At 50.2% G+C, this 21,674-nt stretch carries 21 protein-coding genes and 1 pseudogene; 3 read left to right on the top strand and 19 right to left on the bottom strand.

From position 1 onward, the window contains the following. Positions 1-13: 13 nt before the first annotated feature. The 17 genes from NLX74_RS15160 to NLX74_RS15240 all read right to left on the bottom strand — a co-directional run bounded on the left by NLX74_RS15160 (position 14) and on the right by NLX74_RS15240 (position 15,245). Positions 14-730 carry a glycosyltransferase gene (locus NLX74_RS15160; protein ID WP_254329204.1) on the bottom strand — a complete coding sequence of 239 codons (717 nt, stop codon included), beginning with the start codon at positions 728-730 and terminating at the stop codon, positions 14-16. Then, the gene (locus NLX74_RS15165; protein ID WP_254329205.1) at positions 727-1,725 is read right to left on the bottom strand and encodes an SDR family oxidoreductase; all 999 of its coding nucleotides are present in this window, start codon (positions 1,723-1,725) and stop codon (positions 727-729) included. Before NLX74_RS15165 ends, NLX74_RS15160 begins: the two co-directional genes overlap by 4 nt. Beyond that, the gene (locus tag NLX74_RS15170; RefSeq protein WP_165179120.1) at positions 1,686-2,540 is read right to left on the bottom strand and encodes a dTDP-4-dehydrorhamnose reductase family protein; all 855 of its coding nucleotides are present in this window, start codon (positions 2,538-2,540) and stop codon (positions 1,686-1,688) included. The genes NLX74_RS15165 and NLX74_RS15170 overlap by 40 nt, the downstream gene beginning before the upstream one ends. Beyond that, the gene (locus tag NLX74_RS15175; protein WP_103050037.1) at positions 2,537-3,523 is read right to left on the bottom strand and encodes a polysaccharide biosynthesis protein; all 987 of its coding nucleotides are present in this window, start codon (positions 3,521-3,523) and stop codon (positions 2,537-2,539) included. The genes NLX74_RS15170 and NLX74_RS15175 overlap by 4 nt, the downstream gene beginning before the upstream one ends. Further along, the gene (wecB, locus tag NLX74_RS15180) at positions 3,516-4,607 is read right to left on the bottom strand and encodes a non-hydrolyzing UDP-N-acetylglucosamine 2-epimerase (protein WP_165179119.1); all 1,092 of its coding nucleotides are present in this window, start codon (positions 4,605-4,607) and stop codon (positions 3,516-3,518) included. The genes NLX74_RS15175 and wecB overlap by 8 nt, the downstream gene beginning before the upstream one ends. A 121-nt stretch (positions 4,608-4,728) precedes the next feature. Continuing rightward, on the bottom strand, positions 4,729-6,390 hold the full coding sequence (locus tag NLX74_RS15185) for a glycosyltransferase (protein ID WP_254329206.1): 1,662 nt from the start codon (positions 6,388-6,390) through the stop codon (positions 4,729-4,731). Positions 6,391-6,450: 60 nt separating this feature from the next. Beyond that, on the bottom strand, positions 6,451-7,584 hold the full coding sequence (locus tag NLX74_RS15190; protein ID WP_165179117.1) for a CgeB family protein: 1,134 nt from the start codon (positions 7,582-7,584) through the stop codon (positions 6,451-6,453). 33 nt (positions 7,585-7,617) lie between these two features. Next, positions 7,618-8,709: a CgeB family protein gene (locus NLX74_RS15195; RefSeq protein WP_254329207.1), complete on the bottom strand. Its 1,092-nt coding sequence runs from the start codon at positions 8,707-8,709 to the stop codon at positions 7,618-7,620. Positions 8,710-8,890: 181 nt separating this feature from the next. Continuing rightward, positions 8,891-9,250, bottom strand: a complete 360-nt coding sequence (locus tag NLX74_RS15200; protein ID WP_061830076.1) for a FliH/SctL family protein — start codon at positions 9,248-9,250, stop codon at positions 8,891-8,893. After that, positions 9,198-9,548: a hypothetical protein gene (locus tag NLX74_RS15205; RefSeq protein ID WP_013311763.1), complete on the bottom strand. Its 351-nt coding sequence runs from the start codon at positions 9,546-9,548 to the stop codon at positions 9,198-9,200. Before NLX74_RS15205 ends, NLX74_RS15200 begins: the two co-directional genes overlap by 53 nt. Beyond that, the gene (locus tag NLX74_RS15210) at positions 9,548-9,880 is read right to left on the bottom strand and encodes an alpha-helical endospore appendage domain-containing protein (RefSeq protein ID WP_029518277.1); all 333 of its coding nucleotides are present in this window, start codon (positions 9,878-9,880) and stop codon (positions 9,548-9,550) included. The genes NLX74_RS15205 and NLX74_RS15210 overlap by 1 nt, the downstream gene beginning before the upstream one ends. Positions 9,881-9,909: 29 nt before the next feature. Then, positions 9,910-10,197, bottom strand: coding sequence for a hypothetical protein (locus NLX74_RS15215; protein ID WP_013311765.1), 288 nt, complete (start codon positions 10,195-10,197; stop codon positions 9,910-9,912). Between the two features lie 119 nt (positions 10,198-10,316). Continuing rightward, positions 10,317-11,777 (bottom strand): glycosyltransferase family 2 protein, encoded by a 1,461-nt coding sequence (locus NLX74_RS15220; protein WP_254329208.1) that lies wholly within the window; start codon positions 11,775-11,777, stop codon positions 10,317-10,319. Positions 11,778-11,849: 72 nt separating this feature from the next. Beyond that, entirely contained in the window at positions 11,850-12,581 is a 732-nt protein-coding gene (locus NLX74_RS15225) for a sugar phosphate nucleotidyltransferase (RefSeq protein WP_165179112.1), read from the bottom strand. Further along, a complete protein-coding gene (locus NLX74_RS15230) occupies positions 12,578-13,378 on the bottom strand; it encodes a glycosyltransferase family 2 protein (RefSeq protein ID WP_254329209.1) in 801 nt (266 codons plus the stop codon). Before NLX74_RS15230 ends, NLX74_RS15225 begins: the two co-directional genes overlap by 4 nt. Next, positions 13,375-14,310 (bottom strand): glycosyltransferase family 2 protein, encoded by a 936-nt coding sequence (locus NLX74_RS15235; RefSeq protein WP_165179110.1) that lies wholly within the window; start codon positions 14,308-14,310, stop codon positions 13,375-13,377. The genes NLX74_RS15230 and NLX74_RS15235 overlap by 4 nt, the downstream gene beginning before the upstream one ends. Beyond that, entirely contained in the window at positions 14,307-15,245 is a 939-nt protein-coding gene (locus tag NLX74_RS15240) for a glycosyltransferase family 2 protein (protein ID WP_254329210.1), read from the bottom strand. Before NLX74_RS15240 ends, NLX74_RS15235 begins: the two co-directional genes overlap by 4 nt. A 560-nt stretch (positions 15,246-15,805) precedes the next feature. On the opposite strand from NLX74_RS15240, the gene NLX74_RS15245 reads away from it, so the two are divergent. Further along, entirely contained in the window at positions 15,806-17,584 is a 1,779-nt protein-coding gene (locus NLX74_RS15245; RefSeq protein ID WP_254329211.1) for a M4 family metallopeptidase, read from the top strand. A 280-nt stretch (positions 17,585-17,864) separates the two neighbouring features. Then, positions 17,865-18,086, top strand: a pseudogene (locus tag NLX74_RS15250) (M4 family metallopeptidase); the annotation flags it as partial. A 130-nt stretch (positions 18,087-18,216) separates the two neighbouring features. Here the strand turns inward: NLX74_RS15250 and NLX74_RS15255 are convergent. Next, on the bottom strand, positions 18,217-18,996 hold the full coding sequence (locus tag NLX74_RS15255) for a WIAG-tail domain (protein ID WP_254329212.1): 780 nt from the start codon (positions 18,994-18,996) through the stop codon (positions 18,217-18,219). A 113-nt stretch (positions 18,997-19,109) separates the two neighbouring features. Then, positions 19,110-20,273, bottom strand: coding sequence for a glycosyltransferase family 4 protein (locus tag NLX74_RS15260; RefSeq protein WP_254329213.1), 1,164 nt, complete (start codon positions 20,271-20,273; stop codon positions 19,110-19,112). A gap of 205 nt (positions 20,274-20,478) precedes the next feature. Here NLX74_RS15260 and NLX74_RS15265 point away from each other — a divergent pair, with 205 nt between their 5' ends. Beyond that, positions 20,479-21,606: a YheC/YheD family endospore coat-associated protein gene (locus NLX74_RS15265; protein WP_250266596.1), complete on the top strand. Its 1,128-nt coding sequence runs from the start codon at positions 20,479-20,481 to the stop codon at positions 21,604-21,606. Positions 21,607-21,674: the final 68 nt, after the last annotated feature.

Consider the following 21,674-nt stretch of genomic DNA (forward strand, 5'->3'; position numbering starts at 1 on the left):
CAGACTTTCGGCTTCATGAGGATAAACCACTCAACACCTGACTGAAGCGATCTCGATAACGTGCTTGGGTTATGTTGTACTCCCGCTCCACAGCGGGCCAATGTTTTTTGGTTCCCATTTCATCATGCCAGCGGTAGTTAACCAAGGACTCGTTCAGAAAAGGAAATGGATATCCCGCCAGCATCACTCGGTACCACATATCCAGATCATGTGTGTACGGTAGCAGTTCATCAAACAAACCGATATGTGCAAACAGCTCCTTTTTAAACATAACCGTGCATCCATTGACCGGATTTCCTTGCTGAAAAAAACGGTAAAACTCCGTCATAGACGGAAACACGGCGGCTGCCTGGTAGCTTGTGACTTGGCTGTATTGATTGATGAAATTGAAATTGGTATGGGAGATGTACGCACCGTTTTCCACCATAAAAGAAACCTGATTATTAATTTTGTCCCTATGATAGGTATCGTCGGAGCTGAGCCACGCAATATATTCCCCGCTGGCATGTCGGATACCATGATTCAGGGCGCTGGCTGTTCCACCGTTGGATTTTCCTAAATAATGTATATATGGACGATAGGGCTGAAGCATATCAACATGTTCCGTGGACCCGTCATCGACGACAATAATCTCGAGGGGTCCATAAGTTTGCTCTAATGCACTTTGCAAAGCCTGATACACATATGCACAGTTATAAAAGGGAATGACGATCGTTACTTTCGGTCTCATATCGTTCCTTCCTTTCCAGCTCGGCGGTATTGAATCATATCCTCCAGCGATTGCCCCAGCTGTATGGTAGGCTTCCAGCCCATGTCCTCCAGCTCTTTCGCACGGTATGCCTCGGTGGGTGCTGACTCTGCCACATCCCCCCATTGTATGGGAATAGATGTTTTGGCCAGCCCAACCATACGTTCTACGATATTGCCCAGTTCCACAATGCGGCCTGTGCAGACCGAGTAAACTCGGCCTGGCACACCCTGTTCCAATAGCACCCCGTATGCGCGAACGGCATCACGAACGTCGAGGAAATCACGTTGCGCATGTCGGGAAGATACCCGGAACGGGGCAGTTTCAGTTACGGACTGCCCCTCCAGACGTTCCGTCTGAACGATATACCCCGCGAGTAATGCACAAAATCCGGTAGATGGACCCGGACCGATCAAGTTGCAAGGCTCTGCCAGCATGACGGATTGTTCGAACAGCGCGCCCCACGAGAGCGCGACTGCCTCTTGAAGGCTTTTGCTAAGGCTGTATGGATGCGTTGGATGATACGGTGCTTGCAAAGCCGTCTTTAGCCGAGAACCCGCCACGACAATTCTGGCTTTGGGGAAAGGTCGCAGTACATCGAGCAGATACAGAGTGGACAGTACATTGGATTCCATGTATAGCAGGGGGCTTTGCCAAGATTCAGGGACGGAATTTTTACCACCTAGGTGAAGCACGTAATCCGGAGCAATCTGTCTAATGACTTCGCCTAGACGATTCTTGTCGAGCAAGTCACACACATAAGGCGTAATACAGCTACGGGTCTCCGCCTCTGGGCTGTTATTTTCATCATCGTGAGCCAGTAAGATCAGTTCTGGGACGGAAGCGGCAGTGCGAGTCAGCGCCGCTACCTCCCAACCGAGCTTTGCAAAATGGCGGCAGGCATGCATCCCGGTATAGCCCGCTGCTCCGGTAATGACTATGACAGGCCGACGTTGTTCCGCTGTGCTTCCGTCCATTCCAGCAGCTCCTTCAGCATGATGCTGTAGTGAGGAACATCGTAGAGCAGATCGGCCCGGGTAGAACGAAGCGTCCGGTCCTGCACCGGCTCATCTTTCGGCACGATCCGAATATCCTCCCTTTTCCAGATGTCTTTGAACAGCAGCAGCAAATCATGCTTGCTGATCGGTTCAGGGTGAACCAGATGAATAAGTCCGTCCAGCGGCTCATTCATCTGCACCTGTATCGCCTTCGCTAATTCCAACGTCGTAACCCCGTTCCAAAAGACTCGGCGATACCCGTTAACGTCTCCGCTCTGCTGCAAGAACCAGTGCAGCAGACCAATGCCTCCCGGCCGAATTTCCGGCCCGATAATGGAGGTACGGATAGTCAGATGCCCTGCGGCCTTTACTTCTCCGAGTATTTTCGTCAAAGCATAGGCACTTGTCCCATCGGGTTGATCCGTCTCCTTATATAAACCAGGTACCCGATTTCCTTCGAATACGCAATCCGTGCTGATATGAATCAATCGGGCACCAATACTGTCCGCTATCCGCCGGAGAAGATGTGGCAGCAAGCCATTGATTTGGTATGCTGCAATCTGATCCTCTCCGGCATGCTGATTCAGTACGCCTACCGCGTTAATCATAACGTCTGGCCGTACACTCCGTACCAGTTGCTCCACCATAAAGCTGTCCTTTACATCCAGCAGCAGACCGCCTTTATTTTCGGGATCACGGGTGGTGTAGAACACGTTATACCCGCTCTGGTTTTGGAAATACTTAACCAGAACATGGCCCGCCATGCCGTTACCACCCAAAATAAGCAGCTTCATTTGATGAACCCCCCGCTTTGGAGAATGCTGCGAATCTCCTCTTTTGACATCAAATTAAACTCCGAACTAAAGCTGCTGAATGACACGGGAGGGCACTGATTATAGCGGTCCTTTAATTGAGGAATATTCAGCGTTGGGAGAATGACCAAATATTGCTCGTCATAGACTACCGTCGTCAGACTTTCAAAGTCACTCATCAAAATCTCATGAATTTTCTCGCCGGGACGCACACCTTTTTCTACAATTTCTACGTTTTCCACACCTGAATCCTCAATGAGCACCTCAGCCAAGTCCACAATACGGCAGGTTGGCATGGTCATGATAAAAATTTCCCCGCCGACACTTTCCACCGAAGCTTTGAACAGGAGACTGATCGCATCACGCAAGGTCAGGAAGAAGCGGGTCATGTTCATATCTGTGATCGAAACCTTGCCCTTTTGACGAATCTGGCTTTGGAACAGATGCACCACGCTTCCGTTGGTGCCCAAAACATTACCGCCGCGCACCGTCACGAAACGTGTATCGCTATTCAGCAGATTGGCGTAAACAATCAGTTTTTCTCCAATCGCCTTCGTCATGCCGTAAAAATTGGACGGATTCGCTGCCTTGTCAGTCGATATATAAATGACTTTCTTTACCTGATTGGCAACAGCGGCCTCGATCACGTTTTGGGTGCCTACGACATTGGTTTTGAGTGCCTCGTAGGGCTGATCTTCACAGACGGGAACGTGTTTGAGCGCTGCCAAATGAAATACATAGTCCACTCCTTGACAAGCGGTGGTCAGCGCATCCTTATCCCGAATATCTCCAATACAGAAGCTGAGCCGTTCATCCTCAAACTGCCTGTTCATTGCAACCTGACTGGATTCTCCGCGTGAAAAGATAATAACCTCTTTGGGGTTACGCGGCAGTAACTGGGTAACCAGCTCATGCCCCCAGGAGCCGGTACCGCCGGTAACCAAGATACGTTGGTTTTCAAACATGCCGTTTCCCTCCAAGCAGAAATTTAACTACCTTATCCGACACATCTTCCGCCAGATAGCCCGCGGGACATTGCCACTTATGGGTCATCCCGGTCATTATGGCTACCGCGTTTGCTATAACCTCGCCATCAAGACCAGACACGATATTGCTGCCGCAATCTACCGTTTCCGGCCGTTCAGTCGTCCGGCGCATCGTAACCGTCGGCACCCCCATGACACAGCATTCTTCCTGTACGGTACCACTGTCCGTCAAAGCGCAGCGGGCATGCCGCTCCAGCAGAACGAAGTCAAAAAAACCGAACGGTTCGTGAAATTCCACTAGCGGATCAAGCTGGATCGGCGGATGGCTTGCGATTCGGGCGGCAGTGCGGGGATGAATACTGCAAATGACCCGCTGTCCGAACTGCTGGGCTACCCGGTTAAGACCATCTAAAATAGCCAGCAAATGCGGTGGATGGTCCACATTTTCAGCTCTGTGGGCAGTGACCAGGAAATATTCTCCCGGCGACAGTCCCAACTTTTTCAAAATTCCACTGCTCGATATCTCTTTCTTATAGTGCTGCATCACTTCGTAGATCGGATTTCCAGTCAGTATAATTCGTTGGCTTGGGAAGCCTTCGCGTAGTAGGTGCTGCTTGCTTTGCTCCGTATAAGGCATATTAATGGTAGATATCGCATCAATGACACGCCGGTTCTTCTCCTCCGGCACATCCAGATCATAACAGCGGTTCCCCGCCTCCATATGCACGACCGGATAACCCATACGTTCCGCAAGTAAGGCACATAAAGCGCTGTTCGTATCACCGAGCAATAGCACATGATCGGGGCGTTCCTTGTTTAAAATATCCTCCATCTGCGAGTACATGGCGGACAACTGTTTGCCCAGTGTCCCCGCTTTCTCCTGAAGTACATAATCCGGGGCACGCAGTCCCAGCTCGCGAAAGAACTGCCCGCTCAGGCTTTCGGTGTAATTTTGGCCCGTATGCACAAGCACATGTTCATCTGCATGGCGGTCCAGCTTCGGAATGATCAGGCTGAGCCGTATAATCTCCGGTCTTGTGCCAAGCACGGTCAATATTTTCATGGTTTTGGAACCCACCTTTGCTGTCGTTGTTTCATTGAATTGTGGCGTTCAATGAAGGATAGCCATCCAGCAGACTGGCTGTGCTCCAGCTTAACGTTCATCTCAACGGTCCGGCGTAGGTTCACCCGGACCGTTGTTTTGTATGCTGTCCAGCCTTGAGCGTAACTCGCTTCTGCTTGTGCGTATTGTGTCGCCGTGACCGGTGCTTGAATTTCCGCTTGAGTTTCTGTCTGGACTTGGTTTTCGGATAAAGTCCCTTCGACAACGGGGACCCGTGAATTTTCTTGAGGCGACTCTTGCCGCCGCTTCTCTTATACCTGCGATTCCGCAGTCGGGTACGCTTGCGGCCCTTTGGCCATCTCGCCCGAATACTACGCTTGCCGCGGGGCAATTCGGGTGGTGAGTCAGATAAAGGGGATACTGGTTGTGGCAAGCCTTGAATAGCTGCATATTCGATTGGCGGCAGGCCCAGCACAGGCAGTTGACACACCACCGATTCGGGAAATTCTCGAATCGTGCTGGTATATCCCTCCGGTATAGCGGTGACCTGACGCAACCCTTCGCCTTCCCTCGTCCATACAGGTCCACCCGGCTGCTGAATCAACGGGAACCAATGCGGATGATGACATACCCATTGACTGACCATGAGGTGTAAACTACCTCGGTAGGAATCAGGTCCGTATACACGTGTAGCCGCACTGTTGTTACGCACACCAATCCGTTCCACTTCTTCGGGATGATCGAGCAGATAGCCCACTTTTTGCGCCAGCATGTCGCTGTTGCCCGGCTCTACCAAAAAATCTGTATTTCCGGTCGCCTCCATCAACTCCACAAGTCCCCCCTGCGCAAAGGCTACCACGGGCTTACCGTAGACCAGCCCTTCCAGGGCGGTCAGGCCAAAGCCTTCCTCCACCATACTTGGGATTACAACAATATCCATTGCGCTATAGGCCGTTGATACGGATTCCTCGAATGAATTGAACTGGAAGCGGCGGCTATAACGAGATTGGCGGATTAAAGAGACACATTTTACGTAATATTCCGAGTCCACCGAGCTGCCGATGATCCAGAAACGACACCGTGAATTGGTTTCGCACAGCTTTAGAGCCATTTGGACAAAAGGCAACAGCCCTTTGGCTTCGTAAATAAAGGAAGAAATATAACCAATACAAATATGGAAATCCCGCAGCCCCAGTTTTTCACGTTTCCTTTTCCGTTCCAGCACATGCTCTTTGGGAGACGGCATATCCATATCCCGGCAGGGAGACAACACCGTATGCGGACGTGTCAGTCCCCCACCATGCAAAGGACGCATTACAGCTTGCGAAATGCCGATGACCCATTGGCTATAGCGCTCAATGATAGAAACAGAAACTGGCGTATACGCATTCTGGTTAATGACCTCGGTTATTTTCCAGATCACCGGAATATTAAGCTCTTGGGCAGCCATTGCAGGCATGACGTTCACACAGGTATTGACCAGCACCACATCAGGTCGAGCATGCCGAAGCATCTGGAACAACGGTGCATACGCCACATGGGTCCGCAAATTCTCCGCATCCTGCGCCAATCCCTCATATGGGGTATACATGCCATGCAGCATGAACAGGTTCTGTGTCAGAACGGTAATTCCGCGCTTGCGGGCCATTGAGGTCAGCCGCCCTTCACCAGGCGTTACGAGAATACAATCGAAGTACGTACTCATGTCTAGACAAAATTGCAATAGCAGCTTCTCTGCCCCCGTAATACTGCGGACGTTGCTAACATGGCTGAATAGCATCATTTTCGGCTTGATCGGAGTTCACCTCCTTTAAAATAGCAACCATCGGACGTGTGAATCACCTTATGGAAATATGACCGACAACAGTTGGTCAATCCGGTGACCATACGTATGCTCCCGCAAGGTTCGTTCCAGAGCACGTAGGGCAATTTCATGGCGCTCTTTTTCATGCGTCAAATAAAACTCAACCTTCTCCAGCAATTCCTGCTGAGAGCTGTAGGTCTCTATCTCTTCCCCCGGCTTATAAAAACGAGCCAGATCATCTCTTGTATCTGTCAGTTGCAACGTGCCACTGGCAGAAATTTCAAATGTGCGCGGATTGGGCGAAGCCCCCGGAATTTTCAGTGAGTTGTTGTTCACCGAATCATCCTGATGGGAACGATGAAGATTAATTACGATTTTGCTGCCGTTATACGAATCATTGGTTTCGACCGGAGACATCCAGCGACCCAGCTCAATTTTGTCACCATACGACTGATAATCCGGGAGACGATCCCACCAAATTCCGTTGATTTTAATGTTACGAGCCATGAGCTGCGGCATAATCGGATTAAAGAAATAGATGCGGTTCCAGTAGGCTGAGCCTGTAAACCCAATCTCACGTCGTACCGAAGCGGGCGAGCTGAGTGGGAAATAGTGAGTCAGAAATGCTCCAAAGGGCAAATAGTGCACAGACGTGCAACCCAACTGACGGTACAGCTCCATGCAGTTCATTTCTAACGTGAACACATAATCATAATTCGTAACAATTTTGGTCGTCGTGTCGGTGTAATATGGATCGTCCGTTAGCCAGATGGCGGTGGGGATGCCCAACTGGCGTACCGCAGTAACTTGCTCCAACGGAAGATCCATTCCATCCAGTGCCAGCATCAGATTCGGACGGAGCTGAGCGGCAATATCTCCTACCGGCTGACGTGGGTCTGTTACGGTAACCTGAGCCGTCATGCTTTGCAACGTGGTAATGACCGCCTCATCAAGCGGAGAATACGGAAGGCCTTTGCCTGAGACGACATACAATACATGGATTTGTCGAAAAGGGAAAACTGCTTTCATCCGTGCAACAATTGCGTTAGCACGTCCGCGCAGATATCCTTCGTCGTATCCGTCATGCACTCCCGCAATTCTCCCCCTTTCCCAGGAGGCTGCCGCCGTCTGGTGAACAGCCGGGTCATACGGTCCTGTCGTAGATATCGTCATCACTTTCACTCCTCACTGTTTATGGTGTTTACTTTAGGCCATCGCCTTGTCCAGCAGTTCTTCCATGCGATTGGAGTACATATGCTTTTGCATAGTCGTGTACAATGCGCGCCAGGCCATGCGTTCGCGTTCCCAGTCATGCTTGAGATAGTAGTCCAGCTTCACTTTCAGTTCCTCTGCTCCAGAGAAGGTTTCAATGTCATAGCCTGGTCGGTAATAACGGCTCAAATCCTTCCGAACATCCGTCATTTGAAGCGTGCCGCAAGCAGAAATTTCGTATGTCCGAGGATTGATGGACTCCGCTGAAAGCTGGTGTGTATTCCGATTATCCAGTCCGGGGTCTGTCGGGCGGTGCATATTGATGACAATTTTGGAGCCGTTATAATATTGAGCGGTCTCTTCCGGCTCCATAAAACCCGGACGGATAAAGCGTTCCAGCACATCCCGCCGGGTCAGCCGATCCCAGTGCCCACCTACGATCAGCACTCTTTTGTCCGCCAAGAAGGGAGCAAGATGGTCGAACAGCTTCACACGGTTCCAGAAGGCATTTCCAATGAAGCAAATATCATGCTGATGCTCCCGCTCTACCCTTCGGGGATAAAAGATACGAGCTGACGCAGCCAGCGGCAAATAGTGAACCCTCGTTACTCCCTGATCGCGATAAAACGGCAGGCAAGAAATTTCGTGCGTAAATACGACATCGTAGGATTGACAGATCAACGCCGTATCCTCCGTAAAGTAAGGATCATCTACAAACCATATGGCCGTCCGAATGCCTAGGGCTCGTATTTGCTGCACCTGCTCCAGATGATCCGCCGGAAAAACATGCAGCCCGTTCATGACCAGCACAAGGTCTGGACGTTGAGCCTCGGCGTCAGCTAGCATCGTAGCAGGTGTACCGATGGCGCATGAGCTGCATATTTGGCCTAATGCCTCTTGCACACCTGTGTCTATAGCTGCGAAACCTTGCGGAATATACAACACTTTCAAATGACGAACAGCAGGCTGTATTGCCACGACCTGTGACAGAGCAGCCGTGCAACCGCCCATTCTGCGTCCTTCCCGATAGCCGCATCGGTACGCTTCGCGTTCATTTCCGCTTTGTTGATCTTTCACATCCTTCACCCTGTCCTGTTGTAGGATAAACTTCTGTCACTCCTAAACTATATGCGGAGGGGTCAAACGCATCATGGACGACTGCCACTGCCCGGACAAAATTGGCGTTTGCCCGTCCAACTGCCGAACCGCAAATAACCCCAAAGCTGTTAGCTTCGGGGGTGAACAGTAATAGAATGATTTGCCCAGTTTACTGAGCTTTGTAAGCGAGCTGGTGTCCATCTTCATAACCTTTGGCAAAACCTGAATTGAAACCCTCGTTGTAAGCTGCATCATATCCCTGCTGAAATGCCTGCGGATCATGCTCCAATGCAACAGTCCCGGGCTGTGGATTCTCCGCAGAAGGGGCTGCCACCGGGTTAGCTTGAGGTTTTTTCCGTCGCCGCAAATGAGGATGTCTTCTACGTGCAGAATAAAGTCCCCTTTTACGGCGTCTTAGAGCAAGGAGACGTCTTCTTCTTCGTTTTAATCTGCGAATGCTGGAACGCCGGGCATCTTTACGTCTTTTGCGGGCTTTGTCCCGAGTGGCGCGTTCCCACCTTGTACTCATTTTCATTCCTCCTTTGCTTTCTCGTGGTGGTTTCATTTTTCTGAACAGGCACATGGAGCCACGGCTTAGTCGGTTTTCCATATACCTGCCGTCTTAATGGAATACCCGCCAACATTTGCGTGATTTCTCCCTGGTAGTTGCTGAGTATACGAATGGTTTCTTCCAGACGGGTAGCCGACATATCCGCATGGGGCGTCAAGTCCGCAAGACTGGTCAGCATCCGAGCAACGGCGTGCTGGCTGGCAGCAATAGACTCCATCATATCCAGCTTGATCTCACGTTCACGCCTCATGCTCATTAGTTCATATCCCCCGAGCCCATTCCCCCCATCATCCCTTCCATGCCGCCACCCTGCTGCTCATCCTGATCCAGCAATGCTTTGAGATTGCTGCAAAGTCCAGTCTGAAGCCGCGTTAATCCCTCCAGCATTTCCACCATCTGCTCGTGAATTTCCAAAGGCCGTCCCAACTGCTCTTCATCGGTGTCAAATGCGTGGGGTGCCAGATGGTTCAACGCCCAATTACGCACTTTTTCTGCTTCGACCGCCTTGGCCTCCAGGATCATAGACACATTCCGCTGCATTTTGGAGGCTGCGTCCAGCATGTGAATCATTGCTTGTTCCCTACTCATGTGTTCACTCCCTGCCCTCGGTTGGTACGTTACTCCTCTTCCGGGTATGCCGTCTCTTTCACGACACGAACGAGCATTTCAGCCATTGCTTCCTGAAGATCGGCAATACCGTTCAGATAGGCCACAATGCTTTTGTTTACTTGTCCCGAGCTGTCGAGAATGCCCGGAATTCCATCAAAACGCGGCTCCTCATCTGGCAGTTCATGTATGATCTGCGCCATGCGCACAACCACCTGCCGTTCCGCATCCAACAACCTTGACATCTGTTGCTGCGAGTGCGAAATGTGGATCAGCAAATCATCTAACTCGTTATGCATAAGCCCCTCCTTTATGTGCTCCGCCGTGCGGAACGCACGAATTACCTACGGGCTTTCCGCTACTACAGCGTATGCCGCAGCGAGTAGTCGGTTCCGCCTAAAAGCGCCTATTCAGATCATTACAGATGCCCGTGCAGCACCGGTGGAGCAATAATAGGCTGCTTCTCCACCAAAGCCGACAAATCTCCGGGAGACAAAAACTGAATTCGGTAGTCCTCTGCCCGCCAGCTCATCGCAGCGTACAGAGTAAGGAACGGCCTTTTCCAGCCGTTACCGATTTGATACAGTTGCCCGCCCTCAGCATACAATACCTCGATCCATCGCTTGCGTTGAGCCGGTATATTCAGTGTGGGCAGCATGGACATGTTCTCCAGATCGGGAGCCACCAGTACAGGAATGGGTTCCTCTGGCAGCTCAGCTGCAGGTGCATCAATGCTGCCGGAAACTGTAGCCTCCGGCTTCCCTACCAAGGGAAGCACCAACAAATCCAGCTGAGACACTCTAACAGGGCACACATTTTCACCTCCCGCAGCACTGACTCCATGCAGATACCGCCTTCTTCCCGGTTCTAACCGAAATACTGCACCGGACGGTCCCTGAACAACCGCTCCGATGGGATAAAAGCTTGCCGCTGATACGTGTGTTTCCTTACCTGTTGATATCTGGCCGTCCGTCTCCGCTGTACTGAATTCCAGATTGCGGAACAGCTTATCCGCGTCTCCCCACTTTTGTACAAAAAAGGATCGGTTCCGGCTGCTTTCCTCCATTGAACCGCTTTTTTCGGTCGTTTGAGGAAAACCATACACCGTATCCCGATCTCTTTCTTCATAATGGATAAAAGCATCTCCGGCAATTGCCATACGTATCCCCAACAAACGCACACGCAATAGCCAATCTGCATGGGCTTCCTCAGTACTGTGGCAGCCTTCGTCCCAGTAGCCCGTTTTTTCCAATGTCTCTCTGCGCAGCAATAAACAAAATCCGGCTAAGCTTTCGGTCTCTCGCCATGCATCCGGATTGGGAATATTGAAGGTCATGGCAAAATGACGAGCTCCATTTTCGTTCATATAAGGAACCTCAATCTGCTGTTCTTTGAATGGACCATTCGTTACAGGCCCGACAACACCAATACGCGGATCGCTGTATAAACACCCTAATAACCGATCCAACCAGCCGGGGGTCACCATGCAGTTTTGATCCAATACCGCAATAGTTGTACCTTTTGCCATCATCAGCCCCTGATTCAGGCTACCTATCATTTGAACATCCTTTTTTAACAGCGCATAACGCACAGCAATGCTTTTACGTAGCAAATAGGTGGATGTCCCGTCCGTCGATCCGCAGTCCACCACAATAATTTCGTGAGGATGGCTCGTATTCTCCTCAATACGGTGAATGCATGCGCGGAGCTGCTGAAGCTGATTGCAGGACGGAATGATAATACTGACACCTTCAAAAACCTTGCCGAACGAAGCCTGGCCCAACTTGTTGCCCTGCTCCTGGCCCCTTTTATATCCTGACCAATAGCCTTTCTTTCCGAGCCGCTTGCTGTGTTTCCTTTGCATACTCAGACGTTTCATGCCGTTCACTCCTCCGGGTGGCATTATGCCTATACTATATGCCTGGCCCGGCCGGATGGTGTTTCGTTGAGATCAGGGTAGAAGTCCTTTCATTTTCACTCCAGCTTCCTGAAGGGAATCGAAGGTTCCTGCGTCGCTCCAATAGCGCCGTAAAATATCATATTCCAACTTGCCTTCAGCGGCATAACAGTTGTTAACATCCGTGATCTCAAGCTCACCGCGTGCCGAAGGTGTAATTTGCCGGATCTTATCGAACACGGCAGTATCGTACATATAGATACCCGTAACACAATATTTGGATTGGGGATGCTGCGGCTTTTCTTCAATCCGCGTAATGCTCTCCGGGCGCTCAGGATCAAATACGGGTACCCCGTAACGACGAGCATCTGCCACCTTTTTCAACAACACTCTGGCGCTCCCTGGGGGCTGTTGCTTAAACCGTTCGATCACAGGTCCCAAGTCTTCCTTGAACAAATTATCACCTAACAAAACAGTGAATTTCTCTTCTGATTGCATATAGCTTCTTGCCAGTTCGAGTGCTTCCGCAATGCCGCCCGCCTTTTCTTGAATCCGGTATGTCAGTTGGACACCATAATCACTGCCACTGCCCAAAAAATCGGTATACAGCCCGGCCGATTGTTTACCAATAATAATAAGCATATCGGTGATTCCAGCCTGTCGTAGCCTCTCGATACCATATACGATCATGGGATACTTGCCGACCGGAAGCAGATGCTTGTTGAGTAATGTAGTCAACGGATGAAGGCGCGATCCGGTTCCTCCTGCGAGAATAACCCCTTTCATATCTTCCTTCCTCCTTCGACAGCATGTTCAGTGCATGCAACCCCAGTGTTTCCAGTTTCGATGAACATTCTGGGATCTATGCTCCATTTCTCTATAAACAAACGATAGTTCCGCTCGATCAGCTCTTCAATCCAGGAAGTCTCCGAGCGTGAGAAGCTCGCATTCCCCTCGTGATAGACAAAACAGTCGTTGCACATGAGCAGCTTGTAGCCATGCACGCGTGCGCGCAGACAATAATCGTCATCCTCATAATGTCCGGGGCTGAACCGTTCATCCAGCAACCCGATCCGTTCCATCAGATCGCGCCGGAACAGCAAACAAAACCCGACCAACCGCTTGACCTCCTGCCATCTGGAGGGATTACTTGCATTATTCTGCTCCGCATATCTCAGACAACTGGCCAAATCTCCTTCCAATCCGTGTATCTGCTGAATACCGCTGACGTAATTCGTCACCGGTCCCACCAATCCCACCATGCTTTCGCTCTGCAATGCAGCCAACATAATCAATAGCCATCCCCGCGTAACCGTCACATCATTGTTTAAAATAACGAACTGATCACCCGAAGCCAGCCGGAGCCCCATATTACATGCTGCTGGAAAGCCCCTGTTTTCAGGAAGACGTATGCTGATCAGCCGCTCGGATGCACAAAAATCATCCGTTCCGTCATTCGAAGCGTTGTCCACAACAATGATTTCATACGGTACATCTATCGTATGTGTCCGAATTGCCTCAATACACGGCTTTAACAGATGTAGGCCGTTATAAGTCGGAATAATGATGCTCGTCAGACTCATTGTGCATTCCTCCCTTTGGCAACGTCTACCCGTGTTGGAACAGGCCCGAGCGGGGAATACCCGGCTACCTGAAACACCGCCGTCAGTGCCTCTGCATGATCACCGACGATCAACTGTTCCATAGCGTTCCCTTTGCCAACATTGAAGGTCCGCTTACGGTTTGTTTTAATGACGTCGACAGCATGTACTGCCGCCACGATCATGCCATGCAGAATTGCCATGGCGTGGGCTTTTGGCGGTACGGCAAGCACGGCTGAGCCAAGCTGATCCAGTAAACGCCGAGATAATGCATGCGGTACGGCGGTCAATGAGCTTGCTCCTAAATCCGGCCTGCGCAGTACGCGATTCAGGAATGCTTTGCACCGTGTCACGCTGTCCTGCTGGGCATAGGGCGGCAAATGTCTGCCCAGATCATTAAGCGCAACATCCGTTCCCTGATCCACCGCGTGGAGAAAAGGCAGCAAATCAGATGCTGGAATCGGCAAATCTCCGTCCACGAACAGCACAATATCAGCCTGCGTCATACGCGCGCCTACCGCCCGGCCAACATCATGCCCCAGTCGATCCGGCACGTTGACAAGAGTCACACTAGGATGATGTTTGGCTACGGTGGAGCGCGTGCCGTCCGTGCAGCCGTTCAATACGACAATGATATCCGTAAGTGGAAGTTTTTCCAGCTCGCCCAGTACCCGGTCAATCGTTGACTCTTCATTACAGGCGCTGACTACGGCCGCTGCCGTTCCCTGTAACACAATATCCCCCGGAACTTCGCGTTCCACAGGCGGAGTCACTTCGGTCATTCCTTTCGCCCGAGGTGTGGGCTTTCTCATCCTACGGCTATGCATTGAAGTCGTCGTTCCTCGTTTTCGCTGAACACGTCTCATGCCCCAACTCGGTTCTTCACGCTTCCCTCTGCGATACTGTCTATTCACAGTTTCACCTCGTTTCTGATCCGTTTGCGCTCCAAATCCGTATATCCCGCACGCGTTCCCAGACGCGATGTAAGCCAGGCAATGGCATCCAGATGATCCTGAACAATTACATCTGCCAGCGGGTCCTTGCCGTTCTGTTTTTTACGTGTCGCATTTATTTTTCCGACAGCTATTCCATATACAGTCACCACTCGTAACTCGGAGGCGATGGACATAGCTTGAAATAAAGGAGGCTTCTCCAAGGGCTTTAGACCTATTTTCTTCAGAGCCTTTTGACTTATGGCGTGTGGAATGCCAGTCATAGATGCTCCCCCTAAATCAGCACGATTCGACAAGATATTCAATACATGCTTTGCCTCCACTACAGGGTGTACGGGCGTACGATTCACAGGTCCATGGTAATCATTCAGCACCACATCCGCCCCTGCACATATGGCGTGTATAAACGGTCGGAGTCTAACGCAGGGAATGACGATATCCCCATCCAGGAAAAGCAGGATCTGTCCGGATGCCGCCTCCGCTCCAATACGACGGCCAACATCATGTCCGAGCGGTTCCGGAAAGGAAAGCACACGAGCTCCCGCCGCTGCTGCCACCTTCGCCGTTCTATCGTGTGATCCGTTCTCAACGACGATAACCTCTGTATGTGGATGGACACGGCGCGCTTCGCGAATTACAGCTCCGATTGTTTTTTGCTCATTCATGGCCGGAATAATGACAGATACGAAAAACTTTCCCACTGATGACGGTTCAGATGGTCGCTCTTCGCCGATCTGTGCCCCTCTCTCCGTGTCTAGTACCTCCCTCATGGCAGGGGCTACCGGATTCTTATGCATGTTCGGCATTCGTAACGGCAGCCACATCTTAGAATGATAGTAAGCGCCGGAATGCCGCCTCCGTTTGATCTTGTATCCAGCTCTTCCCTGCTTCTTCATGCTCCCGTCTCACCTCCCTTCCTGCTGTATAGATGGACAGCATGATTAGGACAGTTCAACATAACCTATGCGGTCCAAAAGCCGTGTGTAACGGCAATCGTGGAGTCTTTTCGACACAGCAATTTTCGACTTTATTTTACATAACTTATTAATCCTATTAAATAAATGAGTTATTAGGGTCTAAAGAATCATTTTGGATAAATTTGTGACATAGATCTTCTCGTCCGTCATTCTCTGTGCTAATATCAGAGCCAGATGATGGGAGTTCAAAAAATCAACATTTGTTATTTTTGCATAAGTCAATATTTTTCCATTATCCACCATTATTCTATTTTCTTTTTATACGACAGGAAGGGAGGAGTTTGTCACCTTTTTAAGCTACATGCTTCATATTGCAGTACCCTCTTTTCACGTACGCTTCATGAATAACACTTCGGTATTTCTCTTCATGTTCCATTTTCTTCTATTCCAGACGACAACACGACCTACATAAATGGCGCAATGCCTTATTCAAGACAGGATGATTCATCCTGACAATAATCGAGGAGAGTGAATTTTTAATGAAAAAAGTATGGGTTTCGCTTCTTGGAGGAGCTATGTTATTAGGGTCGGTCGCGTCTGGTGCATCAGCGGAGAGTTCCGTTTCGGGGCCAACTCAGCTTACACCAACCTTTCACGCCGAGCAATGGAAAGCCCCTTCCTCGGTATCCGGGGACGACATTGTATGGAGCTATTTGAATCGGCAAAAGAAATCGTTACTGGGTGCGGACAACTCTAGTGTACGTGAACAATTCCGAATCGTTGATCACACAAGCGACAAGTCCGGTGTGAGCCATTATCGGCTGAAACAGTATGTAAACGGGATTCCCGTATATGGAGCTGAACAGACTATTCATGTGGGCAAATCTGGTGAGGTCACCTCTTACTTAGGAGCGGTGGTTACTGAGGATCAGCAAGCTGAAGCTACGCAAGGTACAACTCCAAAAATCAGCGCTTCTGAAGCAGTCTACACTGCATATAAAGAAGCAGCTGCACGGATTGAAGCCCTCCCTACTTCCGACGATACGATTTCTAAAGATGTTGAGGAACAAAGCAGTGTAAGCAAAGACACTTACGCCGAAGTAGCTAACAACGGAAAAACGCTATATACTGATAAGGAAGAGATGAGTCTTGATAAAGCATCTGCCCTGAAAGATAGTAAAATTGAGGCGGTGGAGACAGAAAAAAGTTCCATTGCTAAAATCGCTAATCTGCAGCCAGAAGTAGATCCCAAAGCTGATCTTTACTTCTATCCTAAAGGGGATGACCTGCAGCTGGTTTATGTAACAGAAGTCAATGTTTTAGAACCTGCTCCACTGCGTACTCGCTACATTATTGATGCCAATGATGGCAGCATCGTATTCCAGTATGACATCATTAATGAAGCGACAGGCACAGGTAAAGGTGTGCTTGGTGATAGCAAATCATTCACCACGACGGCTTCCGGTAGTAGCTACCAGTTAAAAGATACAACACGCGGTAATGGTATTGTGACCTACACGGCCTCCAACCGTCAAAGCATCCCAGGTACCCTTCTGACCGATGCCGATAATGTATGGAATGATCCAGCCGGCGTGGACGCCCATGCGTATGCTGCCAAAACATATGATTACTATAAGTCCAAATTTGGACGCAACAGCATTGACGGACGCGGGCTGCAACTCCGTTCGACAGTCCATTACGGTAGCCGCTACAACAATGCCTTCTGGAATGGCTCCCAAATGACTTATGGAGATGGGGACGGTAGCACATTTATCGCATTCAGTGGGGACCCCGATGTGGTAGGTCATGAACTTACTCATGGTGTCACAGAGTATACTTCGAATTTGGAATATTACGGAGAGTCCGGTGCATTGAATGAGGCTTTCTCGGACGTCATCGGCAATGACATTCAGCGTAAAAACTGGCTTGTAGGCGATGATATTTATACGCCAAACATTGCAGGCGATGCTCTGCGCTCTATGTCTAATCCTACGCTGTATGATCAACCAGATCACTATTCCGACTTGTATAGAGGCAGCTCCGATAACGGTGGCGTTCATACGAACAGCGGCATTATCAATAAAGCCTACTATCTGTTGGCACAAGGTGGTACTTTCCATGGTGTAGCTGTAAATGGAATTGGCCGCGATGCAGCGGTCCAAATTTACTATAGTGCCTTTACGAACTACCTGACTTCTTCTTCCGATTTCTCCAACGCACGCGCTGCTGTGATCCAAGCAGCAAATGATCTGTACGGTGCAAACTCGGCACAAGCAACTGCAGCTGCCAAATCTTTTGACGCTGTAGGCGTAAACTAAATCATATACGCTATAATCCTCATATCCCGTCCATAGACCTTCGCCGTTGTGCAACTGTCACTTAGGCTGCTCATAATGGACGAAAAAATAGGGGTGCAGTGTACAAGTCTGCGCCCCTTCCCCCTTATTTATGGCGTCCCCTCAAAGGGGCGCCCTTTTCTTGTTCATTGAGTCTCTCCCGATCATTTTCGACTAGATAAGACAAATAAACAGTAAATCAGGGACTAAAGATTCATTTTGGGGTATTTTGTAAAATCAATCTTCTCGTTCGACAACCTCTCTGGCACAAGGAGGCACTTTCCATGGTGTCAAGGTAGATGGAATTGGACGTGATGCAGCCGTATATATTTATTATAATGCCTTCACCAATTATCTGACTTCCACGTCTAACTTCTCCACCGCGCGTGCCGCTGTGATCCAAGCGGCCAAAGATAGTTATGGTGAAAATTCAATAGCCGTAACCTCTGCTATGAAGTCTTTTGACGCTGTAGGTGTGAGATAAGTGAAATAATATAAATTTCCCCGGTATTACAAGTCTCCCCCCTTCTCTCTTATGTATACGGCGTCCCACTATGGGACGCCTTTTTTCTAGTATAAAGTTGATTATTGGTAATTATATTTCCGGCTTCTTATTATTGCCCCATCGCAATCCAAAGGACCAACCCTTCACATAGCGGACCTGAGTGTATGCGTTCCACAGTAAGTACTGCTGAATACCTCTGACGTTGTGTGACGGATACCATCACTCCCGGTATACTCGCATTGGCAGTGATTACATACTGTGTATCTATAAAAGGCTTCTCAAATACAACGCTCACTTCACCCCTATCCGCTTGTGCGGGGAGGTGAAAAGGAATGCTCCCATATTGAGGTGAAACTATATGATCGTCAGAAGCCTCGTCACTGGTCGCTGATCCGTCGTGAATGACATTCAAGTTTAATTCTTTCTCCGTATCGAAAGCTAGATCGATATCTTGCTCAGACAAGACCACGCGTTGCTTTGGGCGTGGTCTTCCTTCAGCAATGTGAATACTGGTTATGGAACAATCCAGTAACGAATCTTGCTCTGCCTGATCTTCCGTCGTAATAGACGGTTTGTCGTTATCCAACCTGTATTCCGTATCTGACTCAGGCACTGACAACAGCAGTACAGATGCTCGATTCATCTGCATCGCTTCCTCTAGCGTTTTGGGGAGCTTATGCTTCTTCCATGCCACTTCCTCTATAGCTTGAACCGATGTGTCCTTCTCTACGGGGGCAGGGACCGTTGCCGTTCCACGCTGGTTCGATTTATGACTGCCGGAAGTCGAAGTCGCTTTCTCCTTGTTAACACGGGGGGAGGGAACCGCATGGGAAAGGTTACGCCGTGCTGTTCTTTTATCCTTAGGGCTATGGTTCGTACGATGGTTCATGGTGACCGCTCCTTTGGCACAGGAGTGAACCAGCGGTCGCTCCGCTTCATTCACCCGGCTGGGAATCATGGCTAATGCCTATAAGATAGCCTATGCGTGTAACAGCAGCTACGTCACTCCGCTACACAGTCCGTTATGATTTGTGCCCAGCGTTGTGCTGAGTGTTGCCATAAAAATCTTCTCCGTACCTCGCCAAGCCCGGCTTCTCCCATCCGTCGTCGCAAGCTTGGTTGCTGGAGCAGCCTGATGATGGCATCGGCCATTTCCTGCTCACCGTGAGACGGATACACAAGCCAGCCTGTCTCGCCGTGTTGTACAACCTCTGGAATACCGCCGATTCGTGAAGCGACCACAGGCACTCCTGCCGCCATGGCTTCCAGATTGACTAGCCCGAAGGCCTCATCCTTCACTGAAGGAACAACGGTCACATCGGCTAGCTGATATAGCGAGGCCAATGCTGGATGCGGAACATAGTCCAGGAATTGCACATGCTTCCCCAACCTTAGTTTACGCATCTGCCGATGCAACGACGCCGTGTACGGCGTGAGGCGGTCATGCCCGTAATAGGCACTACCTGCAATGAGCAGCAGTACGTCCGGGCAGGCGCGGACCACATGCCGCAGGGCCTTCAGCAGCCGGTGAACGCCCTTCCCTGGCATCAGTCTGCCCGCGAATAACATGATTTGGCGGCCTGACCAGCCGAAATCGTCCAATCGCGCCGATTTGGCTGCTTCTGCTGCTGGAGTCCACCGTGGCAGGAAATCGCCGGGATGGATACCCAGCTTGTTTATGACGATACGCTCTCTGACGGCCTCGGGACAGTCAGAAGCTACGATTGCCCCTAAATATGCACTGTTCACGATAATGCGATCCATCGACAACAGCAGCCTGCCCATATCCTTCCGTTTGAGGTAAGGCTCCCGGATGAACGTGGTCGAATGCAAAGTCAGCACAACTCGGCTATCGGGTAAAGCCTCGCGAATTGCATTCGCAACTGCCGGGCGGTTGTGTACATCTACTACCGCTGGTAACCATCTCTTTAAATCGGCAATCACCTCAGAAATATAGCCTGTTCCCCGCGTATAACGCATGCAGGGAATTCCGTCGACATCGCCATGATCCGGTGCCTCTGCTCCCTTTATGCCATAGATCTGCGCTTGAAGCTCATGACTAGCCAGCGGTACCATGCGGGCAATTACCCGCTCCACAGAACTGCTGCGGGGCGAAGGTATAACAAAGGAGCCCGGTGTAACGACTGCTACCTTCGGCCTCTGCATCACCTCACCTACTTTCTGAGCTTATTCCAACACTCTTCAACACTCATCTTGTATCATATCGTCTGCCTCGCTGAAATGTGCCTCGCTTCTAACTTTGGGCTTACCGCAAGGCAAGCGTCCATGCCTGGCCGATCTTTGATACATATGATGGACTAGAATCACAGTTTGATCAGTTGGAGTGACTACAAGGAGGGCGGACATACTCATGTTGCATGTCGGCGTCATGCTCAACCCGGCAACCTACCGGGGCATCCCCGCCATGAGGACGCGATATGAATCTATCGCCAATTACGAGGACGCCGGGTTAAGCTACGAGCTCATCCCCTGCTTTCTTCGTCTGGAGGATATTCATATAGCGACCGGAACATGCCGGGCTTATGTTAAACACGGCAACGAGTATCGGCAGATGATTCTTCCGTTGCCGCCGGTCATCCACAATCGGACTCTCTATCGGCAAAATGAAAATGCTAGAGATATCAGCAAGCTTGTACAAAAGGGGTTCTATATTTTTAATGAACAAAACCGTTTCCACAAAGACCATATACATGCAATTCTGCAGGAAGACCCTTTGCTACGCATCCATCTCCCCACAACATTGCAAGGCAACCTTTCCTCCATCCATACCTTGTTGGAAGAAACCGGAGATGTTGTAATTAAACCCAGTAGCGGTAGCGTGGGTAGAGGAATTATGCGTCTGCGGCATTCCCGCGGAGGCTGGACTTTGCAATGCGCTCATCCGGCTATACCTGAGCGTTGGTCCACCCTACGTTTGAATGTCGGAGAACTCCCATTATTTCTGCACAAGCGACTGCTGCAGGTGCCTCATATCGTACAGGAAACCATACCGCTTGCTTTGTACAACAATCGTCCGTTTGATGTCCGTGTGTCGGTTCAGCGCGGATATGGCGGTATCTGGGGTGTGACAGGCATGTATGCTAAAATTGCTCCTTCCCACACCTTCGTCTCCAATGTGGCACAGGGCGGTACGGCCCGTTCCTTACTAGAAGTGTTATCACAAACAGAGACAGTTCAGACTTCGAACGCAGTCCGGCTGATGAATGAACTGGAGCGACTCTCATTACAAATCGTGCACCGACTGGCACAAACCCTTCCCCGTCTCGCCGACGTCGGTCTGGATCTGGGAATTACCCATGAAGGCAAGATTGTTTTTATTGAATGCAACGGTCGTGACCAGCGCTATGGCTTCAGCCAGGCGGGCATGCACAATGTCTGGAAAGAAACATACTCTCAGCCGATGGCTTACGCTCGTTGGCTTCTCGAACGGATGCCTTCGTCAGACACCGAACGTTCACCAAGCCGTCCACTGTATTGATTTACGTCACATTCTGTGTCAATATAGTTCAGAGCGGCCGGACAGGTTCCGGCCAAGACGGCTCGGAA

Origin of the sequence: Paenibacillus sp. MZ03-122A (assembly GCF_024213325.1) — a bacterium.
In the GTDB taxonomy this organism is placed as follows: domain Bacteria; phylum Bacillota; class Bacilli; order Paenibacillales; family Paenibacillaceae; genus Paenibacillus; species Paenibacillus polymyxa_B.